The sequence below is a fragment of the Microbacterium sp. BH-3-3-3 genome, assembly GCF_001792815.1.
Lineage (GTDB): Bacteria > Actinomycetota > Actinomycetes > Actinomycetales > Microbacteriaceae > Microbacterium.
On record NZ_CP017674.1, the window covers coordinates 3,472,246 to 3,490,668 of the forward strand.

Genomic DNA, 18,423 nt, shown 5'->3' on the forward strand with positions numbered 1-18,423 from the left:
ATGCCGCACTCGCGAAGGGGCACGCCGCATGACCCGAACCACACCGCCGCCCCCGCGGCCTCGGTCGGCGCAGCCTCGGTCGGCGCAGCAGCGGCGCCGTCGCAGGGAGCAGCTCGCGACGTGGATCACCCTGTCGGTGGTCGTCGTCATCTGCGCGGCCGTCGGCGTCGGCGCGTACGCGATGGCGAACTCCTGGTGGGTCGTCGAGGATCCCGCGCCGTCGGCCGACCAAGAGCTGTCGGACGGACAATCCCGATTCGACCGCGCCGGGACCGACTTCTTCAACCGGCAGCGCGCCGTCGTCATCGATCTGACGACCTCGGCGTCGGCCAGCGACCTGGGCCTTCCCGCCGACGCGGACACGCCGGTGGAGACCCTCGTGCCGCTCACGGTGACGGTGCGGGCCGACGGGGAGTCCCGGGATTTCTCGGGCGTGACGTGGTTCGCGCTCGCGACGGGCGGCGATCGCCTGTCGGCGGTGAGCGTGCAGCCGGCCTCGAGCACGACGTGGGTCAGCATCCGCGCCGACCTCGAGCAACGGGCGGCTCAGTGGGGATGGTCCGAGGCCGACGTCGCCACCCTCGCGCAACAGGTCGGCGACGCGGCCCGCGCCGAGGGCCAGGCGACCACGGCGAGCCTGCCGCCCACGCCCCTCGGCAGCATCACGGTCTCGGCCCACGTCGCGGTCGACGCCGACGGGCGACTCTCGTTGCAGTACGTCTTCGCCCGCTGATCGGGCGAGGGTCGCGTGCGGCGCGAGGAACGGCATCCGGTTTGGCGTGGGGGAGATCGGCGCCCGCCGGGCCGTGGTCGTCCGAGAGGCGATGCGCGACCGGTCGTGACGAGCGAGAATGGTGCCATGGGTCTTTTCGTGCAGCGTCCCGAAGAACCGAGCGAGTGGGCGGGCCTTCCCGGCGAGCCCCAGCGGCCGCGCAGTCGCGCCGAGGTCCTGCCCGACGACGCTCCACTCGACGTCGCGTCGCCCGCTCTGCTCGGGCTCGGTGAGACGTCGATCTCGTCGATCGAGATCCCGGTGACCGCCGTCGACGACAGCACGTCGCCGGAGGAGTAGGGGGCGCGTTCGTCGGGGGTGAGCATGGCTTCGCTACGATCCCCTCAGCGCCCGCGTCGACGGGCCCGAGCCGGAAGCAGGTCACCCGTGAAGCGTTGGTCCCTCGTCGTCGCTGTCGTCGCCCTCCCGCTGCTGGTCGCGGGATGCACTCCCTCCGCGTCGGGCGACACGCCGGTGACGGGTTCGGGCGCGAGCCCCGCGGCGTCCATTGGCTCGCAGGCGCTTCCGCCGACCGTCGTCTCGCCCGGAGAACTCGACACTCGCGACGCGACGGTCGTCGTGGCGACCGCCCTCGTGCTCGCGGTGCCCGACGGCACCGAAGCCGAGTGGAGCGGGACGACGGCCGATCCCACGATCGCGGAGTTCTCGGCCGGCGGAGCGTCGGAGGGCGCCGTCTTCCGTCCGGGGTTCGAGGCGCGCAAGGTGGGCACCACGACGGCGACGCTCACCGGCCCCGACGGCCAGCAGATCGCGTTCACGATCTCGGTCGTCGCTCCCTGACGGGAAAGCACGCGCGAGGACTCCGTCCGGGTACGTGCCTCACCGCGGGGTCCTCAGCGGGTGTTCGTGAGCCGCGCGGCCATTCCCTCGAGCAGAAGGTCGATGCTCATCTGCAGCTGCGTGTCGTCGAAATCGACGAGGTCGGCTCGAGCGAAGCGTCGAAGGGCCGGGAGGTGTGCGCTCTCCGCCTCGTCGAGTGCGAGACGCAGTTCCGGAACCTGCGGGTGCCCCGACGGCTGCTGCGCGATGAGTTGCTCGCGTGCCAGAGCGCCGGCCATGCTGGTGAGCGCCGCCAGACTACGGGCGGCGGTCTCGTCATCGAAACCGGCCTCCGTCATGATGCGCAGGGTGCGATCGACGGGCTCGAGGAGCGCGACGTTGGCAGCCGTGAGGCGCACGTACACGCCGAGACCCTTGGCGGCGAGCACGGCACCGTGCATCGACAGCGCCAGGAGTCGACACGCTTGCCGCCAATCGGCATCCGGGGGAAGAGCAAGGGTGCCGAAGTTTCCGGTGAACGCCTCGAAGGCCACAGCCTGTCGAAGGGCGCCCACGTCGCTGACGTGATGATGCACCGCCGCGCGGTCGACGCCGAGTCGGTCGGCGACGGCCTTGACGGTGATCGTCTCGGCGTCCAGGTCTCGCGCCGCCTCGACGATCCGGGCCGCGGTGAGTCCGGCGCGGGTGCCGCGCCCGCGCCGAGGCCCGTCCGGGGTCGTCTCGTCGTCGGTCACCCGTCTATCCTAGGCGTCGACGATTGTATTCACGGGCGTGAATACTTACTCTGAGCACGGTCGTCTCACTGGGGGACGCCGCCTCGACAGAAGGAGAACGCAATGGCCGGGACATCGGGACACGTGACCGCCGACAGCACCATCGGCTCATGGTTGGAGCATCCCGTCGGCGGCCCGCTGATCCGCGGACTCTTACGGGAGTCCGGAGTGGGCGATGACGTCCTGGGTCCCGTCCGGGGACTCCCGCTGCAGCAGCTCGTGACGATGAGTCAGGGCAAGATGCCGCAATCCATGGTCGACGATCTGGTCTTGCGCGCGAACGACGGGGTCGTTCCGCCGTCGGGGGACTCGGCGGGATGGGTGGAGAAGATCACACCGGGTCGATTCGCGGGGAAGACGATCGTCGTCACCGGTGCCGCCGGCGGGATCGGTCGTGCGACGGCCGTGCGCATCGCGCGAGAGGGTGGTCGGGTCGTGGCGATCGACATCAGCGGCGACCGGCTCGCCGAGACCGCGGCCGCCGCCGAGGGCGCCGAGATGGTCGTCGTCGTGGGAGACATCACGCGGCAGCAGGACATCGACGAGATCGTCGCAGCCGCCGGGGAGCGCATCGACGGCCTGGCGAACGTCGCCGGCATCAACGACGACTTCTCGCCTCTGCACGAAACCAGTGACGAGATGTGGGATCGAGTGATCGGTATCAATCTCACCGGGGGCTTCAAGCTGTCGCGCGCCGTTGTTCCGCTCATGCTCGCGGCGGGGTCCGGGGCGATCGTGAACGTCACTTCCGAGGCGGGGCTGCGAGGCAACGCCTCCGGGAACGCGTACACGGTGTCCAAGCACGGCGTGATCGGTCTGACGCGGAGCGCCGCGTTCATGTACGGGCCGCAGGGGCTGCGCGTCAACGCGGTCGCACCGGGCGGCGTCGCCACCGGCATCCCGATGTCCGCCCACCCCTCTGTGGCAGGATCCGCCCGCCTGGCGCCGTTCCAGCAGGCGATCCCGACGATCGCCACCGCCGAGAAGCTCGCCGCGTCCATCACGTTCCTGCTCAGCGACGACGCGGTGAACATCAACGGGGCGATCCTGCCCTCCGACGGCGGGTGGTCGGTGCAGTAGTCGCCCGTGTCGAGGGGACGGGTGCCGCGGAGCGCGCAGACCCGTCTCCTCGACACCCGGCTCGGGCGGCCCGGTGACGTTCCTCGCGTCGGTACGGACCTGGATGCCGCGGAGTATTGCTGTGTGTTGTTTCGTGTTGTATCGTGTGGGAATCTTCGAAGGAGATCCCGTGTACGCAATGGAGCGCCAGCAGCTCATCGAGCGCGAACTGCGCGAGGTCGGACGCGTCAGCGTCATCGACCTGGCCCGCCGCTTCGACGTGACGACCGAGACCGTGCGTCGCGACCTCGACCGCCTCGAGGGCACCGGATCTCTGCGCCGCGTGCACGGTGGGGCGGTCGGTATCGACCGGGCCAGCACGGCGGAATCCTCGCTCACCGAGCGGCGTGAGCGCCGCGGTGACGCCAAGCGCGCGATCGCCGCCGAGGCGGCCGGCCTTCTCGGAGCGGACTTCCGCGGGTCGATCTTCCTCGACGGCGGAACGACGCCCGCCGCCGTGGCCGCGATGCTCCCCGCCGCGCTCGACGCCGGCTCCGGGGTCGAGGTCGTCACGCATTCGCTCGAGGCGGCGCACCTGCTCGCTGGCGAGGAGCGTCTCTCGCTCACCACCATCGGCGGACGGGTACGCGGGGTGACCGCCGCGGCCGTCGGTGCGCACACCGTTCGCACCATCGGCCAGCTGCGCCCCGACATCGCCTTCGTCGGCACGAACGGTCTGAGCGCCGGCTTCGGGCTCAGCACGCCCGATCCCGACGAGGCCGCCGTCAAGACCGCCATCATCCAGTCGGCCCGTCGTGTCGTACTCGTCGCCGACGCGGCCAAGTTCGGAGAGGAACTGCTCGTGCGTTTCGCCCGACTCGACGAGATCGACGTGCTCGTCACCGACGCGGCCCCGCCCGCCCCGCTCGCGGAGGCCCTGGCCGACGCCGACGTCGAGGTGCGTGTCGCATGATCGTCACCCTGACCGCCAACCCTTCGGCCGACCGCGCCGTGGTGCTCTCCGACGCCCTCGCCCCCGGTGAGGTACAGCGCGCGCTGTCGTCCCGCGAAGACGCCGGCGGCAAGGGCGTCAACGTCGCCCGCGTGGTCACGGCGGCCGGAGCCCCCGCGCGCGCCGTCGTCCCCGTCAACGCGCACGACCCGTACCGGATGCTGCTCGAAGACACCGCCATCGCCCTCGACCTGGTCGAGGTCGCGGGGCGCGCCCGGGCCAACCTCACCATCACCGACCCGGCGGGCGAGACCACCAAGCTCAACCTGCCGGGTGCCGAGCTGTCCGGCGCCGAAGCCGAGGCCCTGGTCGCCGGCGTCGTCGCCGCGGCCGAGGGCGCCACGTGGCTCGTGCTCGCCGGATCGCTGCCGCCGGGCGTTCCGGCCTCGTTCTACGCCGATCTCATCACCGCGGTCCGCGTGCGCTGGGGCGCCGCCGCTCCGCGCGTCGCGGTCGACGCCTCGGGCCCGGCCCTGGCCGCCGTGGTCGCCACCGCCCGTCCCGACCTCATCAAGCCCAACCACGAAGAGCTCGCCGAGCTCGTCGGCGAAGACGCCGCCGGCGACGCCGATGTGCTCACCGAAGCGACCCGACGCGCACGCACGCTCGTGCCCGAGCGGGTGGCATCCGCCCTCGTGACCCTCGGGGCCGACGGTGCCCTGCTGTTCACGGCCGACGGCGCCTGGCGCGGTCGCGCCCCCCGAATCCAGGTCGCCAGCACGGTCGGCGCGGGCGACAGCTCGCTCGCCGGCTACCTGCTGGCCGACCTCGAGGGAGCCTCGGCTCCCGACCGTCTCGCGCGGAGCATCTCGTACGGAGCCGCCGCCGCGACCCTGCCGGGGACTCAGGCCCCGACACCGGCCGATCTGCCCGCGGGCACGATCGCCGTCTCCGACTTCTCCACCCACACCGCAACATCCTGACCACGGAGGTCACCAGACAATGTCCGACATCATCACCGCGGAGCTCGTCACCCTCGACGCGCCCCTGGGCACCGACAAGCAGTCGGTGATCCGTGCCCTGGCCGAGCGCGTCGTCGCGCAGGGTCGCGCGACCAGCGCCCAGGAACTCTTCGACGACGCCTGGGCCCGTGAGCAGAAGGACGAGACCGGCCTGCCCGGCGGCATCGGCATTCCGCACGCCCGCAGCGCCTCGGTCACCGAGCCGACCCTCGCGTTCGCGCGTCTGACGCCCGGGGTCGACTTCGGCGCCCCCGACGGCCCCGCCGACATCGTGTTCCTCATCGCCGCGCCCGCCGGTGCCGACGAGGCCCACCTGGCGGTGCTGTCGCAGCTCGCGCGGAGCCTCATGAACAACGACTTCATGTCGGGTCTGCGCGCCGCGCAGACGCCCGCCGACGCCGTGCGCATCATCACGGATGCCGTGACCCCGGCCCCCGCCACAGCACCTGCCGCCGCGGCAGCCCCCGCCGCCACGCGCGCCGAGACCCGTGCCGCGGGCCGCACGAAGAAGATCGTGGCGGTCACCGCGTGCGCCACCGGCATCGCCCACACCTTCATGGCCGCCGACGCGCTCACCGCCGCCGGCGCCGAGACCGAGGGCGTCGAGCTGATCGTGGAGCCGCAGGGCTCGAGCGGCTACAAGGCCCTGCCGCAGAGCGTCATCGACGACGCCGACGCCGTGATCTTCGCGGTCGACGTCGACGTGCGCGAACCCCAGCGCTTCGCGGGCAAGCCCGTCGTGCGCGCCGGCGTCAAGCGCGGTATCGAGCAGCCGAAGCAGCTCATCGCCGAGGCCCTCGCCGCCAGCGACAACCCGAACGCCGCGCGCGTGCAGGGCGGTGCCGCCGGTGCGGGTGCCGCCGAGGCCCCCATCGCCCAGCAGTCGGTCGGGCGCCGCATCCAGCGGTGGCTGCTGACCGGTGTCAGCTACATGATCCCGTTCGTCGCCGGTGGCGGTCTGCTGATCGCCCTCGGGTTCCTGCTCGGCGGGTACCAGGTCACGCAGAACGCGGCCAACGTCATCATCCAGAACTCGCTGTGGGATCTGCCGACCGAAGGCATCACGTCGTCGTTCGGCCCGCTGGGCCAGTACCTCGGTTCGGTCGCGTTCATGATCGGGTCGACCTCGATGGGCTTCATCGTGGCCGTGCTCGCGGGCTTCATCGCCTACGCGATCGCCGATCGCCCCGGCATCGCCCCGGGCTTCGTCGCGGGTGCCGTCGCCGTGCTCATGAACGCCGGCTTCATCGGCGGCATCATCGGTGGTCTTCTCGCCGGTTTCATCGCCTGGTGGCTCGGTCGCTTCGACGCCCCGCGGTGGCTGCGCGGCCTCATGCCGGTGGTGATCGTGCCCTTCCTCGGCTCGATCTTCGCCTCGGGGCTGATGATCCTCTTCCTCGGACGCCCGATCGCCTCGCTCATGGCCGCCCTCACCGAGGGCCTCACGGGCCTCGCGGGCAGCGGCGCCGGCGCGATCGTGCTGGGCGTGATCCTCGGTCTCATGATGTGCTTCGACCTCGGTGGCCCGGTCAACAAGGTCGCCTACGTCTTCGCCACCACGGGCCTCGCCGCCGCCACCCAGTCCAACACCACGCCGTACCTGATCATGGCCGCGGTCATGGCCGCGGGCATGGTGCCGCCGCTCGCGATGGCGCTGGCCTCGACCGTGCTCGCCCGCGGTCGGTTCACGCCGGTCGAGCGTGAGAACGGCGCCGCAGCGTGGCTGCTGGGTGCTTCGTTCATCTCCGAGGGCGCGATCCCGTTCGCCGCGGCCGACCCGCTGCGCGTCATCCCCGCCTCGATGGTGGGCGGTGCGATCACCGGTGGACTCAGCATGATCATCGGCGTGCAGTCGTTCGCCCCGCACGGCGGCGTGTTCGTGTTCTTCGCGATCAACCCCTTCTGGGGTTTCGCGCTCGCAATCGCGTTGGGTACGGTCGTGACGGCGCTGATCGTCGTCGCGCTCAAGCGCATCGGCGCTCAGAAGGACCCGTCCGTCGCCGAGACCGCTCCCGCGGCCACGGTCGCCGCGTAATACCCCCGTCGAATCGAGAGGATTCACCATGGCAGAACGTCAGGCCACCATCGCCAGCGCCTCGGGCCTCCACGCCCGTCCCGCGAAGCTCTTCGTGCAGGCCGTGCAGGAGAAGAAGATCCCCGTCACGATCGCAGCCGAGGGCGGTGCCGACCTCAACGCCGGCAGCATCCTCTCGCTCATGGGCCTGGGTGCCGGTCACGGCACCGTCGTGACCCTGAAGGCCGAGGGCGACGGCGCCGAGCAGGCGCTCGACGAGCTCGTCGCTCTTCTCGAGACCGACCTCGACGCGCAGTAAGCACCGCGCGTCACAACACCGGATGCCACGGGCCCCAGGGCTCGTGGCATCCGGTGTTTCGCGTACGGGTGGCGGGCCGAACTCCTGAGTTTCGCCGGTCGGTGCGGGCTGTCGGACGCCGAAGGGCCTGGGCGCGCGGGTTGTTCAGGAGTGTGGCCCGGTCCGGGCTTCAGACGTCGAGAGTGTCGCCCGGCTGCAGATCGACGAACGATCCGCCGTTCTGCTCCGCGGCCCAGGTGAGGCGCGCGGCGCCCATCTGCTTGCCCGCCGTCGACAGGGTCATGTCATGGGTGGCGAATACACGGTCGGGCTTGACGTCGAGGACGAAGTCGATGGCGTCGCCGATCTTCAGCCACGGGGCACCGACGGGCGCGGCCAGCAGCTGCACCTTCGAGCGCTTCGGGACGGCATACGAATCGCCGGGGTAGTACAGCGCGTCGTTGACGAGCACGCCGACGTTGTCGACGTTCGGGATCGATTCGTGGATGACCGCGTGCGTCCCGCCGAAGAACTCCAGGTGGAAGGGGCCCACGTCGAGGCGATCGCCGGGGGAGACCGCGATGACGTCGAACCCGGCTGCCGCGTGCACCACGCCCTCGGGGCCGTAGATCGGAACGCCGGGGTGGGCCTTCTGCAGGCGCGTGAGGTGATCGGCCGTCCAGTGGTCGGCGTGTTCGTGGGTGATGACGACGCCGACGAGACCGACGAGGTCTTCGAGCGGCGAGGTGAAGCTCCCGGGGTCGACGACGAGGGTGTGTCCCGACTCGACGAGGACCAGGGCGGCGTGTTCGTGCTTCGTGAGGCGCATGGTCCCAGTGAACTCCGCGACCGCGCGGGCGGCAACCGCTGGCGGGGGAGGCGAAGTCGGGCTATCGCCTCTTCCGCCCGCCGCGTTCTCGCGGTACCGTGGCCGGACACGCCCGGGAGTTCGGTGGTTCCGGCCCCGATTTTGCGTGCGCGCAATTCGTGGTGCATACTTGAACGGTTGCGAAGCGGCCCCATCGTATAGCGGCCTAGTACGCTGCCCTCTCACGGCGGTAACGCGGGTTCGAATCCCGCTGGGGTCACCACAGAGAAAAAGGCTCCGACCATGTGGTCGGGGCCTTTTTCGTGTCTCGGTTTCTTGCGCCTCGGTGGCGCGTCCGCGCGGCTCCGAGCCTGAGTCTGTGTCAGTCCCCGCTCGCGGCGCGGCGCCGCCGCACCAGGCGACGCACCCCCCAAACGGCGGCGAAGACGACCCCCGCGACAGCGATCCACGGCAGCAGGAAACCCAGACCGATGACGACGCCGTTCAGCGTCGCGACGAGACCGTTCCAGCCCGCACCGAGCCCGTCGCCGAAGCCGGCGGGGTCGGCGGTGACGGATGCCGCGGGCTCGGTCAGTTGCACGCTCAGCGTCGACATCGCCACCTGCGACTCGACCGACTGCAGCACCTGCCGGTCGCTGTCGAGTTGCGCCTGACGCTCCGCGAGTGCGGACTCCGCGGTGATGAGGTCGGACACCGATGCCGCTTGGGCGAGGAGTTCGGTGAGGCGCGCCACCGAGGCCTCTCCGGCCGACACCCGGGCACGCAGGTCGACGGCTTGCTCGGTCACGTCGGAGCGGGTGACGCTCGTCGCCGTGACCTCGCCGACCTCGCGGAGGCCGTCCATCACCGAGGCGAGGGTGTCGGCGGGTACGCGCACGGTGATCCAGCCCGACGACGTCGGTGACACGGCGGCGGAGCCGTCGATCGGCAGGCCCATCGCGCCATCGCCCAGCTGGGACGACTCGACGTATCCGCCGACGCTCGTCGCCGTGGCCGAGATCGTGTCGATCGCCGCGGTGAGATCGTGGACCTCCACGGTGCTCGACCCGGTGGCGACGATGTCCCGGGTGCCGGCGTCTCGAGTGCCCGCGTCGAGTGCGACCGAGGAGTCTCCCGCTGCGCCCGACCCCGCGGCCGCCTCCTGGCCCGGGGCTGCGGGCGCACTGTCGACACTTCCGGCGTCGAACCGTTCGCCGGCCCACGGGGCGCCCTCGGCGGCGCCGGAGCCGGCCGCCGCCGACCCGCTGGAGCTCTGGGAGGTGGTCAGGGCGGGGCCGACCACGGCCGCGATCACCACGACGGCGGCGGCCGCGCCGACCCCCGTCCAGATACCGCGACGGCGTCGGCGCACGCGGGTGCGCTCGTCGCCGATGCGCGCGAAGACGGCGTTCTCGATGGCATCCACGCGGTCGGCGGGAAGCGAGGGGAGGGTGGGGCTGGTCATGGGGTCTCGGTCTCCATCGCGGTGGCGCGTACCCGGGAGCGGATACGGGAGAGGCGGTTGCGCACGGTGCCGTGGGATACGCCGAGTTCCACGGCGGCGGCTTCGTAGCCGTACCCCTCCGCGGCGCACAGGCGGAAGATCTCGCGGTCCAGCTCGCTCAGGCGGTCGACGGCCGCGAGGATGGCCGCCACCGTCTGGGCCTGCACGACCTGCGCCTCGACGTCGACCACCGAGGGAATCTCGTCGTCGAGCGCCGCGTGCGATCCGTGGCGCCGACGCGCCCGCAGGCGGTTCTGCGCCTGCAGTCGGCACACCGTCGCGAGCCAGGGGAGGAGCGATGCCCCCTCCAGTCGCAACGACGGGATCTTCCGCCACGCGACGACGAACGTCTCCTGCACGACGTCTTCCGCGTCGCTCGCGTCGCCCACCAGACCGAAGGCGATCCAGTACACCGGACGCGCGTACGCGCGGTACAGCTCGCGGTACGCGACCTCCGACCCGCCGGCGGCGCGCGCCACGAGGGCCCTGTCGTCGATGACGTCGTGGGTCATGGCATCCGTCCCGCTCCCGGTCGATTCCCGAGAGCACTCTCTCACTGAGAGGTGTCCGCCCGCGCGTGATCGTCTCGTATCCGGTGGGGACGAGGGGCGGGGCCGCGGTCGAGCACCGGATAGAATCGAGCGTTTCCCCGACGAAAGGCCCCGCCATGGAGCTGCAGCTCGACCCCGTCTTCCAGACGGTCACTCTGGTGGTCCTGGTGCTGATCCTGGTCGCCGACCTGCTCATCATCCTCAAGCGCCCGCACATCCCCGCGGCGAAGGAATCGACGCTGTGGGTCGTGTTCTACGTCACGCTCGCCCTGATCTTCGCGGGCGTGCTGTGGATCGTCGCCGGGGGAGAGGTCGCCGGGCAATTCGTCGCCGGGTGGCTGACCGAGTACAGCCTGTCGATCGACAACCTCTTCGTGTTCGTGCTGATCATGGGGCAGTTCGCCGTGCCCCGGCGCTATCAGCAGGAGGTGCTGATGGTGGGCATCATCATCGCGCTCATCCTGCGCGGGGCGTTCATCCTCGTGGGCGCCACGATCATCGAGAACTTCAGCCCGATCTTCTACCTCTTCGGCGCCTTCCTGGTCTACACCGCGATCCGGCAGGCGTTCCCCGGCTCCGATCACGACGACGACTCGCAGAAAGAGAACCTCATCGTGCGGACGCTGCGCCGCGCCCTGCCGATGAGCGACTCGTACGACGGCAAGAAGATCGTCACGCGCATCGACGGCAAGAAGCTGTTCACCCCGATGATCATCGTCTTCGTCGCGATCGGTGTGACCGATCTGCTGTTCGCGATCGACTCGATCCCGGCGATCTTCGGCATCACGCAGAGCCCGTTCATCGTCTTCACCGCGAACCTCTTCGCGCTGATGGGGCTGCGCCAGCTCTACTTCCTGCTCGGCGACCTGCTCGATCGCCTCAAGTACCTGCACTACGGGATCGCGTTCATCCTGGCGTTCATCGGCGTGAAGCTCGTGTTCCACGCGATGCACGTCAACGAGCTGCCCTTCCTCAACAACGGCGAACCGATCGAGTGGGCGCCCGAGATCTCGACGTGGGTGTCGCTCGCCGTGATCATCGTGTCGATGGCGGTCGCCACCGTCGCCAGCCTGATCGCCGCCCGTCGCGAGCCCGCCGCCGTCGGCGCACAGGATGCCGCGGCCGACGTCGCCGACGAGAAGGGCACCCCGACGACGGTGGAGCACCCCGAGCGCGACTGACGTTTCGCCTCGCACGCCCGCTCTCGGCGCACGCGTCAGCCCCGAGGCCGGCGTGTCCCACGTCGTGCAGGTGAACGCCGGTCTTTCTGCACCAAGTGGGACATCACGCGCGAGGCTGGGGCGGCGCTATGTGGCGTGTCCCACTTCGTGCGGGTAGATGACTGATTTCCTGCACGAAGTGGGACACGGCGTCGCGCCGGGGCGCTCAGAACGCGCGGAGGTTCGCGTGCAGGCCGCCGTCGACGTACTCCTCGCGCAGGATGCCGCGCCGACGCAGGATCGGAACCAGGTCGTCGAGCACGCGGTGCACGGTGACCGGGTGCAGGTCGCCCCACAGCAGCACGCCGTCGTTGCCCCAGGTGCCGAGCTCCTCGATGCGGTCGGCGAACTCGTCGGCCGTCCCCACGAAGCCGCTGCCGTCGTTCAGTCGTCCGAGGCGCGCGTGGGCGCCCAGCAGCGTGCGCAGCGGAGCGTCGTCGTCGTGTTTTCCGACGAGTCGCCGGATGCTGCCCTCCGACACATGCTCGCCGAAGATCGACCGGTCCAGCGGGCGGTCCAGATCGAGGGCCGTCAGATCGGTCTCGAGGTCGCTCGACTGCTTGCGGGCGATCGCGATCAGCGCCTCGTCGTCGGGGTGGGCGGATGCCGCGACCAGGCGGTCGGCTTCTTCCGGCGACGACACGAGCACGGGCTGGATGGCGAACAGGATCTTGATGTCGTCGGCCGAGCGCCCCGCGGCTTCCGCCGCAGCGTGGATGCGTCCGCGGTAGGCGCGGATGCTCGCCTCGTCGAGGGGGGCGAGCGCCAGTTGTACGTCGGAGTTGTGCCCGGCGAACGACAGGCCCCGCCCGGAGCCGCCGGGTGACACGATCGCCGGCTCGCCGTCGGTGAAGGGAACGGCGTTCAGCGGACCGTCGAAGCCGAAGTGCTCGCCGCGGTGACGCGTGGCGTGCAGTTTCGTCCCGTCGGCGTAGACGCCGCTGCGCTCGTCCTCGACGAGCGCACCCTCACCCCAGCTGCGCCAGAGGTCCCGGATGCCGCTGAGCCACTCCTCGGCGCGGTCGTAGGCCGCGTCGTGTCCGAGCTGCGGGGCGGGGGAGAAGTGCCGGGCGCTGCCGGTGTCGGTCACCACGTTCAGCCCCAGACGGTGCCCGCTCAGGTGCTGAAGGGTCGCGAACTGCCGGGCGGCCGTGTACGGCAGGTACGCCGCCGGGTTGACCGTGGGCACGACGCCGAGGTGCCGCGTGGCGGCGAAGAGGTAGGGGGCGAGCAGCAGCGGATCGTGCTTGGGGCCGCCGAACGCGTGGCGCACGCGGAGGTCGATGGTCTCGGCACTGCCCAGCGAGGGGGCGTCTTCGATGATCAGCAGATCGAAGCCCGCCTGCTCCAGGGTGCGGGCGGAGTCCTGGTAGAGCCCGGGCTCCGTCCACCGGTGGTTCCACCGCAGATAGGGGTGGCCCCACCCGTGGGGGCCGAAGCCGCGGGCGAGGAACCAGCCGAAGTGCTGCAGACGGCTCACAGCACGACCACCTCTCGCTCGACGTCCGACGAGAGCACGGCGAGACCGTCGAGCGCCTGAGCGAGGTCGGCGAGGAGGTCGTCGATGTCTTCGATCCCGATCGAGAAGCGCAGCGTGCCCGGGAAGACCCCCGCGCGCTCGCGCTCGGCGACCGTGCGCGCGGCGTGCGAGGTGCTCTGCGGGTGCAGCACGAGCGAGCGCACATCGCCCAGGTGGGTCATGTGCGTGATCACCTCGACCGACTGCACGACGTGGCGGGCGGCTTCGAGACCGCCGCGGAGGGTCACGGTGAACACCGAGCCGCTGCCGCGCCGCAGGTAGCGCGCACCGAGCTCGTGGTGCGGGTGCGATACCAGGCCCACGTGGTCGACGCGCTCGACCTCGGGGCGCTCCTCGAGCCATCGCGCCACGGCGAGGGCGTTCTGCGACTGCCGCTCGACGCGCAGGCTCAGGGTCTCGATGCCCTGGCCGATCAGGAAGGCGTTGAGCGGCGACGGCGAGGGACCGAACCGCGGGGCGACGCTCTCGCGGATGTAGGCTCCGCGCGCGCGTCCGCCGTGCTTCTCGGCGTAGCTCGCCCCGCCCAGGCGGTCGGTCTGCACGAGGTGGGGGAACCGGTGTCCCGAGGCCGCCGCGTCGAAGCGTCCGTCGTCGACGATGACGCCACCGAGCACAGCCCCCTGGCCGGCGAGGAACTTGCTCGCCGAGTGCACGACCACGGCCGCGCCGTGCTCGAGGGGCCGCAGGAGGTACGGGGTGGTGAACGTGCTGTCCACGACGAGGGGGATGCCGTGCTGCCGCCCGATCGTCGAGGCCGCGGCGATGTCGAGCACGTCGTTACGGGCGTTGGAGAGCGTCTCGGCGAAGAAGGCGCGCGTGCGCGGGGTGATGGCATCCCGCCACGCGTCGAGGTCGGAGGCGTCGACGAAGGTCGTCTCGATCCCCAGGCGGGCGAGGTTGTCGAGCAGGAGCCCGCGGGTGCCCTCGTAGATGTGCTCCGACACGACGACGTGGTCGCCGGCGCCCGCGAGCGCGAGCAGGGCGACGGTGACGGCGGCCTGTCCGCTCGAGACGAGCACGGCCTGGTCGCCGCCCTCGAGAGAGGCGAGACGCTCCTCGACCGCCTGGACGGTGGGGTTGCCCGTGCGGGTGTAGCCGAAGCCGGCGCCCGTGCCGAAGTGCTCGGCGGACTCGTCGAGATCGGTGAACGTGAAGCCGGCCGTCAGGTAGATCGGGAGCGCGCGCGGCGACGCGGACACGGTCGAGGCGCCCACGTGCACCTGTCGGGTCGAGAATCCCGGTTCTGCGTTCGCGGCCATGCGGCACGCTCCTTCCTGCGGCGTGTCGACAGGCTTTCACGCGGGGCCGGGGAGCGCCCAAACGTGCGGCGCCGTGTTACGTCGTCGACGCCGCGCGCTCTCGCTCCCGCGCCGCCGACGGGCTCGCGATCGACGCCGGCGGCGAAGGCTGTGCCGGTGTCGCCGGTGGTATCGTGGCGAGGTGCGGATCGCCGGCCTCCTCCTTAGCGGCCGCGACGAGACCTTGTTCTAGGCCTTTCTCGTCGCGGAGTTCGTCGCGGGCCTCACACCCCTCCCGAGGAGAAACGCAAACCATGAGCAGCGCATCGATCGACGGCATCCGGATTCCGGATCGTCCTCGCACCCTGGCCGAGAAGGTCTGGGACGACCACCTCGTCGTCAAGGGCGAGAACGGCCAGCCCGACCTCATCTACATCGACCTGCACCTCGTGCACGAGGTCACCAGCCCCCAGGCCTTCGACGGTCTTCGCGCCGAGGGTCGGCCGGTCCGCCGGCTGGACCTGACGATCGCGACCGAGGACCACAACACCCCCACCCTCGACATCGACAAGCCGATCGCCGACCTCACCAGCCGCACGCAGATCGAGACGCTGCGTCGCAACGCCGCCGAGTTCGGCGTGCGCCTGCACTCCCTGGGCGACAAGGAGCAGGGCATCGTGCACGTCGTGGGCCCGCAGCTCGGCCTCACCATGCCCGGTGTCACCGTCGTCTGCGGTGACTCCCACACCTCCACCCACGGGGCGTTCGGGGCGATGGCGTTCGGCATCGGCACGAGCGAGGTCGAGCACGTGCTCGCCACGCAGACGCTTCCGCTCAAGCCCTTCAAGACGATGGGCATCACCGTCGAGGGCGACCTGCGCCCGGGCGTCACGGCGAAAGACATCATCCTCGCGATCATCGCCAAGATCGGCGCCAACGGCGGCCAGGGCTACGTGCTCGAGTTCCGCGGCAGCGCGATCCGGTCCCTCTCGATGGAGGGGCGCATGACGATGTGCAACATGTCGATCGAGGCCGGTGCCCGCGCCGGCATGATCGCGCCCGACGAGACGACCTTCGCCTACGTCAAGGACAAGCCGCACGCGCCGCAGGGCGCGGACTGGGACGAGGCTGTCGCGTACTGGCGCACGCTCCCGAGCGACGAGGGTGCGGTGTACGACGCCGAGGTCTTCCTCGACGCCGCCGACCTCGAGCCCTTCGTCACCTGGGGCACGAACCCCGGTCAGGGCGTGTCGCTGTCGGACGTCGTGCCGACCCCCTCCGACATCATCGACCCGAACGAGCGCGCGGCCGCCGAACGGGCGCTGGAGTACATGGATCTGGCGGCGGGCACCCCCATGAAGGACATCCCCGTGGATGCCGTGTTCATGGGCTCGTGCACCAACAGCCGCATCGAAGACCTGCGCGCCTTCGCCTCGGTGATCCAGGGCCGCACCAAGGCCGAGAACGTGCGCGTGATGGTCGTGCCGGGCTCCGCGCGCGTGCGCCTAGAGGCCGAGGCCGAGGGCCTCGACAAGGTCTTCATCGACTTCGGCGCCGAGTGGCGCTTCGCCGGATGCTCGATGTGCCTCGGCATGAACCCCGACCAGCTGGCGCCGGGCGAGCGCTGCGCCTCGACCTCGAACCGCAACTTCGAGGGACGCCAGGGCAAGGGCGGCCGCACGCACCTGGTGTCGCCGCTCGTCGCCGCGGCCACCGCCGTGCGTGGCACGCTCTCGAGCCCCGCCGACCTCGACGCGATCGCGAGCGACGGCACCCTGATCACCGGCGGTGCCGCCCGCACCGATGAGACCGTTTCGACCGGGGCGGAGGCCTGACATGGAGAAGTTCAGCACCCACACCGGTGTCGCCGCCCCGCTGAAGCGCTCGGCCGTCGACACCGACCAGATCATCCCGGCGGTCTACCTCAAGCGCGTCACCAAGACGGGCTTCGAAGACGCCCTGTTCGCCAACTGGCGCCAGGATCCCGAGTTCCTCCTCAACCAGGACGCCTACCGTTCGGCATCCGTACTCGTCGCCGGTCCCGACTTCGGCACCGGCTCGAGCCGCGAACACGCCGTGTGGGCGCTGCGCGACTACGGGTTCAAGGTGGTGCTGAGCCCCAAGTTCGCCGACATCTTCCGCGGCAACTCGGGCAAGCAGGGCCTGGTCACGGGCGTGATCACCGAGAACGAGGTCGAGCGCATCTGGGCCGCCATCGAGGCGCAGCCCGGTATCGAGATGACCGTCGATCTGCAGGCCAAGACCGCCACGGTCGGCGACCTCCAGGTCTCGTTCGAGATCGACGATTACACTAGGTGGCGGCTTCTCGAAGGGCTCGACGACATCGGGCTCACGCTGCGTGACGAAGACAAGATCACGCAGTTCGAGGCGCGCCGCGAGGCATGGCGGCCACGGACCCTCCCGGTCCGCTGAATCCGATCGACCCGATCGGTTCGATTCGCCGCCCCTCGTCCACGAAGTGAGGTCCACCCCCCTATGAGCACACTCGTCACCGATTCCGCAGATCAGAACCCCGGACAGCCCGACTGGGAAGCGGCCGAGACCCTCACGATCCGCGGCGGTCGCCCGCTGCGCGGCACCGTCGAGGTCAAGGGGGCCAAGAACCTCGTCACCAAGGCGATGGTCGCAGCCCTTCTCGGCGGCACCACCAGCACGCTGCGCGACGTGCCCATGATCAGCGACGTGAAGGTCGTGCGTTCGCTCCTCGAGGTGCACGGCGTGACCGTGACCGAGGGCGACGAAGAGGGCACGCTGCACCTCGATCCCTCGGGCGCGGTCGCCGCGCACTTCGAAGAGATCGACGCGCACGCGGGCGCCTCGCGCATCCCGATCCTGTTCTGCGGACCGCTGCTGCACCTTCTCGGCGAGGCGCTCATTCCCGACCTCGGTGGATGCCGCATCGGCGACCGTCCGATCAACTTCCACATGGACGCGCTCCGCGCCTTCGGTGCGGTCGTCGACAAGAGCTACGAGGGCATCCGCATCACGGCCCCGAACGGGCTGCACGGAGCGAACATCACGCTGCCGTACCCGAGCGTCGGGGCGACCGAGCAGGTGCTGCTCACCGCGGTCCGTGCCAAGGGCGTGACGGAGCTGCGAAACGCCGCCATCGAGCCCGAGATCATGGATCTCATCGCGGTGCTGCAGAAGATGGGCGCGATCATCTCGTACGAGCCCAACCGCGTCATCTTCATCGAGGGCGTCGACAAGCTCGACGGCTACGACCACCGCGCGATCTTCGACCGCAACGAAGCCGCATCCTGGGCGTGCGCGGCACTGGCGACCGACGGCGAGATCTTCGCCAAGGGCGCCCGCCAGCAGGACATGCTGACCTTCCTCAACGTCTTCCGCAAGGCCGGCGGATGGTTCGACGTCCGCGAGGACGGCATCCTGTTCCGTCGTGGCGAATCGCTTAAGCCCGTCATGGTCGAGACCGACGTGCACCCGGGCTTCATGACCGACTGGCAGCAGCCGCTCATCGTGGCGCTCACCCAGGCGTCCGGAACCTCCACCGTGCACGAGACCGTCTACGAGAACCGACTCGGTTTCACCGAGGCGCTCAACAAGATGGGCGCCGACATCGTCGTGCACCCCAAGGGGCTCTCGAGCGCCGACCGGCGCGTCCCGCGTCGCGATCTCGAGCAGGCGGCCGTCATCAACGGCCCGACGCCCCTGCACGGGGCCGACGTCGAGGTTCCCGACCTGCGCGGCGGCTACAGCTACGTCATCGCCGCGCTGGCGGCCGAGGGCGAGTCGACGGTGCGCAACATCGGCATCATCCGCCGCGGCTACGAGAAGTTCCTCGAGAAGCTCACCGCTCTCGACGCCGACTTCCGCGTCGTGGGGTGAC

At 70.6% G+C, this 18,423-nt stretch carries 18 protein-coding genes and 1 tRNA gene; 13 read left to right on the forward strand and 6 right to left on the reverse strand.

What is annotated here, in order from left to right; translation table 11 throughout:
- Window positions 1-28: 28 nt before the first annotated feature.
- The 3 genes from BJP65_RS15975 (at window position 29) to BJP65_RS15985 (ending at window position 1,573) form a co-directional block, all read left to right on the forward strand.
- On the forward strand, window positions 29-733 hold the full coding sequence (locus tag BJP65_RS15975) for a hypothetical protein (protein WP_156784920.1): 705 nt from the start codon (window positions 29-31) through the stop codon (window positions 731-733).
- A gap of 126 nt (window positions 734-859) precedes the next feature.
- Window positions 860-1,072: a hypothetical protein gene (locus BJP65_RS15980; protein WP_055836492.1), complete on the forward strand. Its 213-nt coding sequence runs from the start codon at window positions 860-862 to the stop codon at window positions 1,070-1,072.
- Between the two features lie 87 nt (window positions 1,073-1,159).
- The gene (locus BJP65_RS15985) at window positions 1,160-1,573 is read left to right on the forward strand and encodes a hypothetical protein (protein WP_070409759.1); all 414 of its coding nucleotides are present in this window, start codon (window positions 1,160-1,162) and stop codon (window positions 1,571-1,573) included.
- A 53-nt stretch (window positions 1,574-1,626) separates the two neighbouring features.
- On the opposite strand, the gene BJP65_RS15990 is transcribed toward BJP65_RS15985, so the two are convergent.
- Complete coding sequence (locus BJP65_RS15990) at window positions 1,627-2,307, reverse strand: TetR/AcrR family transcriptional regulator C-terminal domain-containing protein (RefSeq protein WP_055939775.1); 681 nt, start codon at window positions 2,305-2,307, stop codon at window positions 1,627-1,629.
- 102 nt (window positions 2,308-2,409) lie between these two features.
- On the opposite strand from BJP65_RS15990, the gene BJP65_RS15995 reads away from it, so the two are divergent.
- From BJP65_RS15995 to BJP65_RS16015, 5 genes are all read left to right on the forward strand, one after another.
- The gene (locus BJP65_RS15995; protein WP_070409760.1) at window positions 2,410-3,426 is read left to right on the forward strand and encodes an SDR family NAD(P)-dependent oxidoreductase; all 1,017 of its coding nucleotides are present in this window, start codon (window positions 2,410-2,412) and stop codon (window positions 3,424-3,426) included.
- A gap of 169 nt (window positions 3,427-3,595) precedes the next feature.
- Window positions 3,596-4,378, forward strand: a complete 783-nt coding sequence (locus BJP65_RS16000; protein WP_070410073.1) for a DeoR/GlpR family DNA-binding transcription regulator — start codon at window positions 3,596-3,598, stop codon at window positions 4,376-4,378.
- Window positions 4,375-5,340 carry a 1-phosphofructokinase family hexose kinase gene (locus BJP65_RS16005; RefSeq protein WP_055939778.1) on the forward strand — a complete coding sequence of 322 codons (966 nt, stop codon included), beginning with the start codon at window positions 4,375-4,377 and terminating at the stop codon, window positions 5,338-5,340. The genes BJP65_RS16000 and BJP65_RS16005 overlap by 4 nt, the downstream gene beginning before the upstream one ends.
- Window positions 5,341-5,359: 19 nt before the next feature.
- Window positions 5,360-7,414, forward strand: a complete 2,055-nt coding sequence (locus tag BJP65_RS16010) for a fructose-specific PTS transporter subunit EIIC (protein ID WP_070409761.1) — start codon at window positions 5,360-5,362, stop codon at window positions 7,412-7,414.
- A gap of 28 nt (window positions 7,415-7,442) precedes the next feature.
- The gene (locus BJP65_RS16015; RefSeq protein WP_055836516.1) at window positions 7,443-7,712 is read left to right on the forward strand and encodes an HPr family phosphocarrier protein; all 270 of its coding nucleotides are present in this window, start codon (window positions 7,443-7,445) and stop codon (window positions 7,710-7,712) included.
- Between the two features lie 169 nt (window positions 7,713-7,881).
- Here the strand turns inward: BJP65_RS16015 and BJP65_RS16020 are convergent, their stop codons facing one another.
- Window positions 7,882-8,520 carry an MBL fold metallo-hydrolase gene (locus BJP65_RS16020; protein ID WP_055836519.1) on the reverse strand — a complete coding sequence of 213 codons (639 nt, stop codon included), beginning with the start codon at window positions 8,518-8,520 and terminating at the stop codon, window positions 7,882-7,884.
- Between the two features lie 186 nt (window positions 8,521-8,706).
- Between BJP65_RS16020 and BJP65_RS16025 the strand changes: the two genes are divergently transcribed.
- A tRNA-Glu gene (locus BJP65_RS16025) sits at window positions 8,707-8,782 on the forward strand.
- Window positions 8,783-8,881: 99 nt separating this feature from the next.
- Here the strand turns inward: BJP65_RS16025 and BJP65_RS16030 are convergent.
- The gene (locus BJP65_RS16030) at window positions 8,882-9,964 is read right to left on the reverse strand and encodes a DUF4349 domain-containing protein (protein ID WP_070409762.1); all 1,083 of its coding nucleotides are present in this window, start codon (window positions 9,962-9,964) and stop codon (window positions 8,882-8,884) included.
- The gene (locus tag BJP65_RS16035; protein ID WP_070409763.1) at window positions 9,961-10,515 is read right to left on the reverse strand and encodes an RNA polymerase sigma factor; all 555 of its coding nucleotides are present in this window, start codon (window positions 10,513-10,515) and stop codon (window positions 9,961-9,963) included. The genes BJP65_RS16030 and BJP65_RS16035 overlap by 4 nt, the downstream gene beginning before the upstream one ends.
- Window positions 10,516-10,670: 155 nt before the next feature.
- Between BJP65_RS16035 and BJP65_RS16040 the strand changes: the two genes are divergently transcribed.
- Window positions 10,671-11,735 carry a TerC family protein gene (locus BJP65_RS16040; protein WP_070409764.1) on the forward strand — a complete coding sequence of 355 codons (1,065 nt, stop codon included), beginning with the start codon at window positions 10,671-10,673 and terminating at the stop codon, window positions 11,733-11,735.
- 205 nt (window positions 11,736-11,940) lie between these two features.
- On the opposite strand, the gene BJP65_RS16045 is transcribed toward BJP65_RS16040, so the two are convergent.
- Both BJP65_RS16045 and BJP65_RS16050 read right to left on the reverse strand, forming a co-directional pair.
- Entirely contained in the window at window positions 11,941-13,254 is a 1,314-nt protein-coding gene (locus tag BJP65_RS16045) for an LLM class flavin-dependent oxidoreductase (protein WP_070409765.1), read from the reverse strand.
- Entirely contained in the window at window positions 13,251-14,573 is a 1,323-nt protein-coding gene (locus BJP65_RS16050; RefSeq protein WP_070409766.1) for an O-acetylhomoserine aminocarboxypropyltransferase/cysteine synthase family protein, read from the reverse strand. The genes BJP65_RS16045 and BJP65_RS16050 overlap by 4 nt, the downstream gene beginning before the upstream one ends.
- 293 nt (window positions 14,574-14,866) lie before the next feature.
- Here BJP65_RS16050 and leuC point away from each other — a divergent pair, with 293 nt between their 5' ends.
- The 3 genes from leuC (at window position 14,867) to murA (ending at window position 18,422) form a co-directional block, all read left to right on the forward strand.
- Window positions 14,867-16,387: a 3-isopropylmalate dehydratase large subunit gene (gene leuC / locus BJP65_RS16055; protein WP_070409767.1), complete on the forward strand. Its 1,521-nt coding sequence runs from the start codon at window positions 14,867-14,869 to the stop codon at window positions 16,385-16,387.
- Between the two features lies 1 nt (window position 16,388).
- Window positions 16,389-16,985 (forward strand): 3-isopropylmalate dehydratase small subunit, encoded by a 597-nt coding sequence (gene leuD, locus BJP65_RS16060; RefSeq protein WP_055836584.1) that lies wholly within the window; start codon window positions 16,389-16,391, stop codon window positions 16,983-16,985.
- A gap of 63 nt (window positions 16,986-17,048) precedes the next feature.
- The gene (gene murA, locus BJP65_RS16065) at window positions 17,049-18,422 is read left to right on the forward strand and encodes a UDP-N-acetylglucosamine 1-carboxyvinyltransferase (protein WP_055836587.1); all 1,374 of its coding nucleotides are present in this window, start codon (window positions 17,049-17,051) and stop codon (window positions 18,420-18,422) included.
- Window position 18,423: the final 1 nt, after the last annotated feature.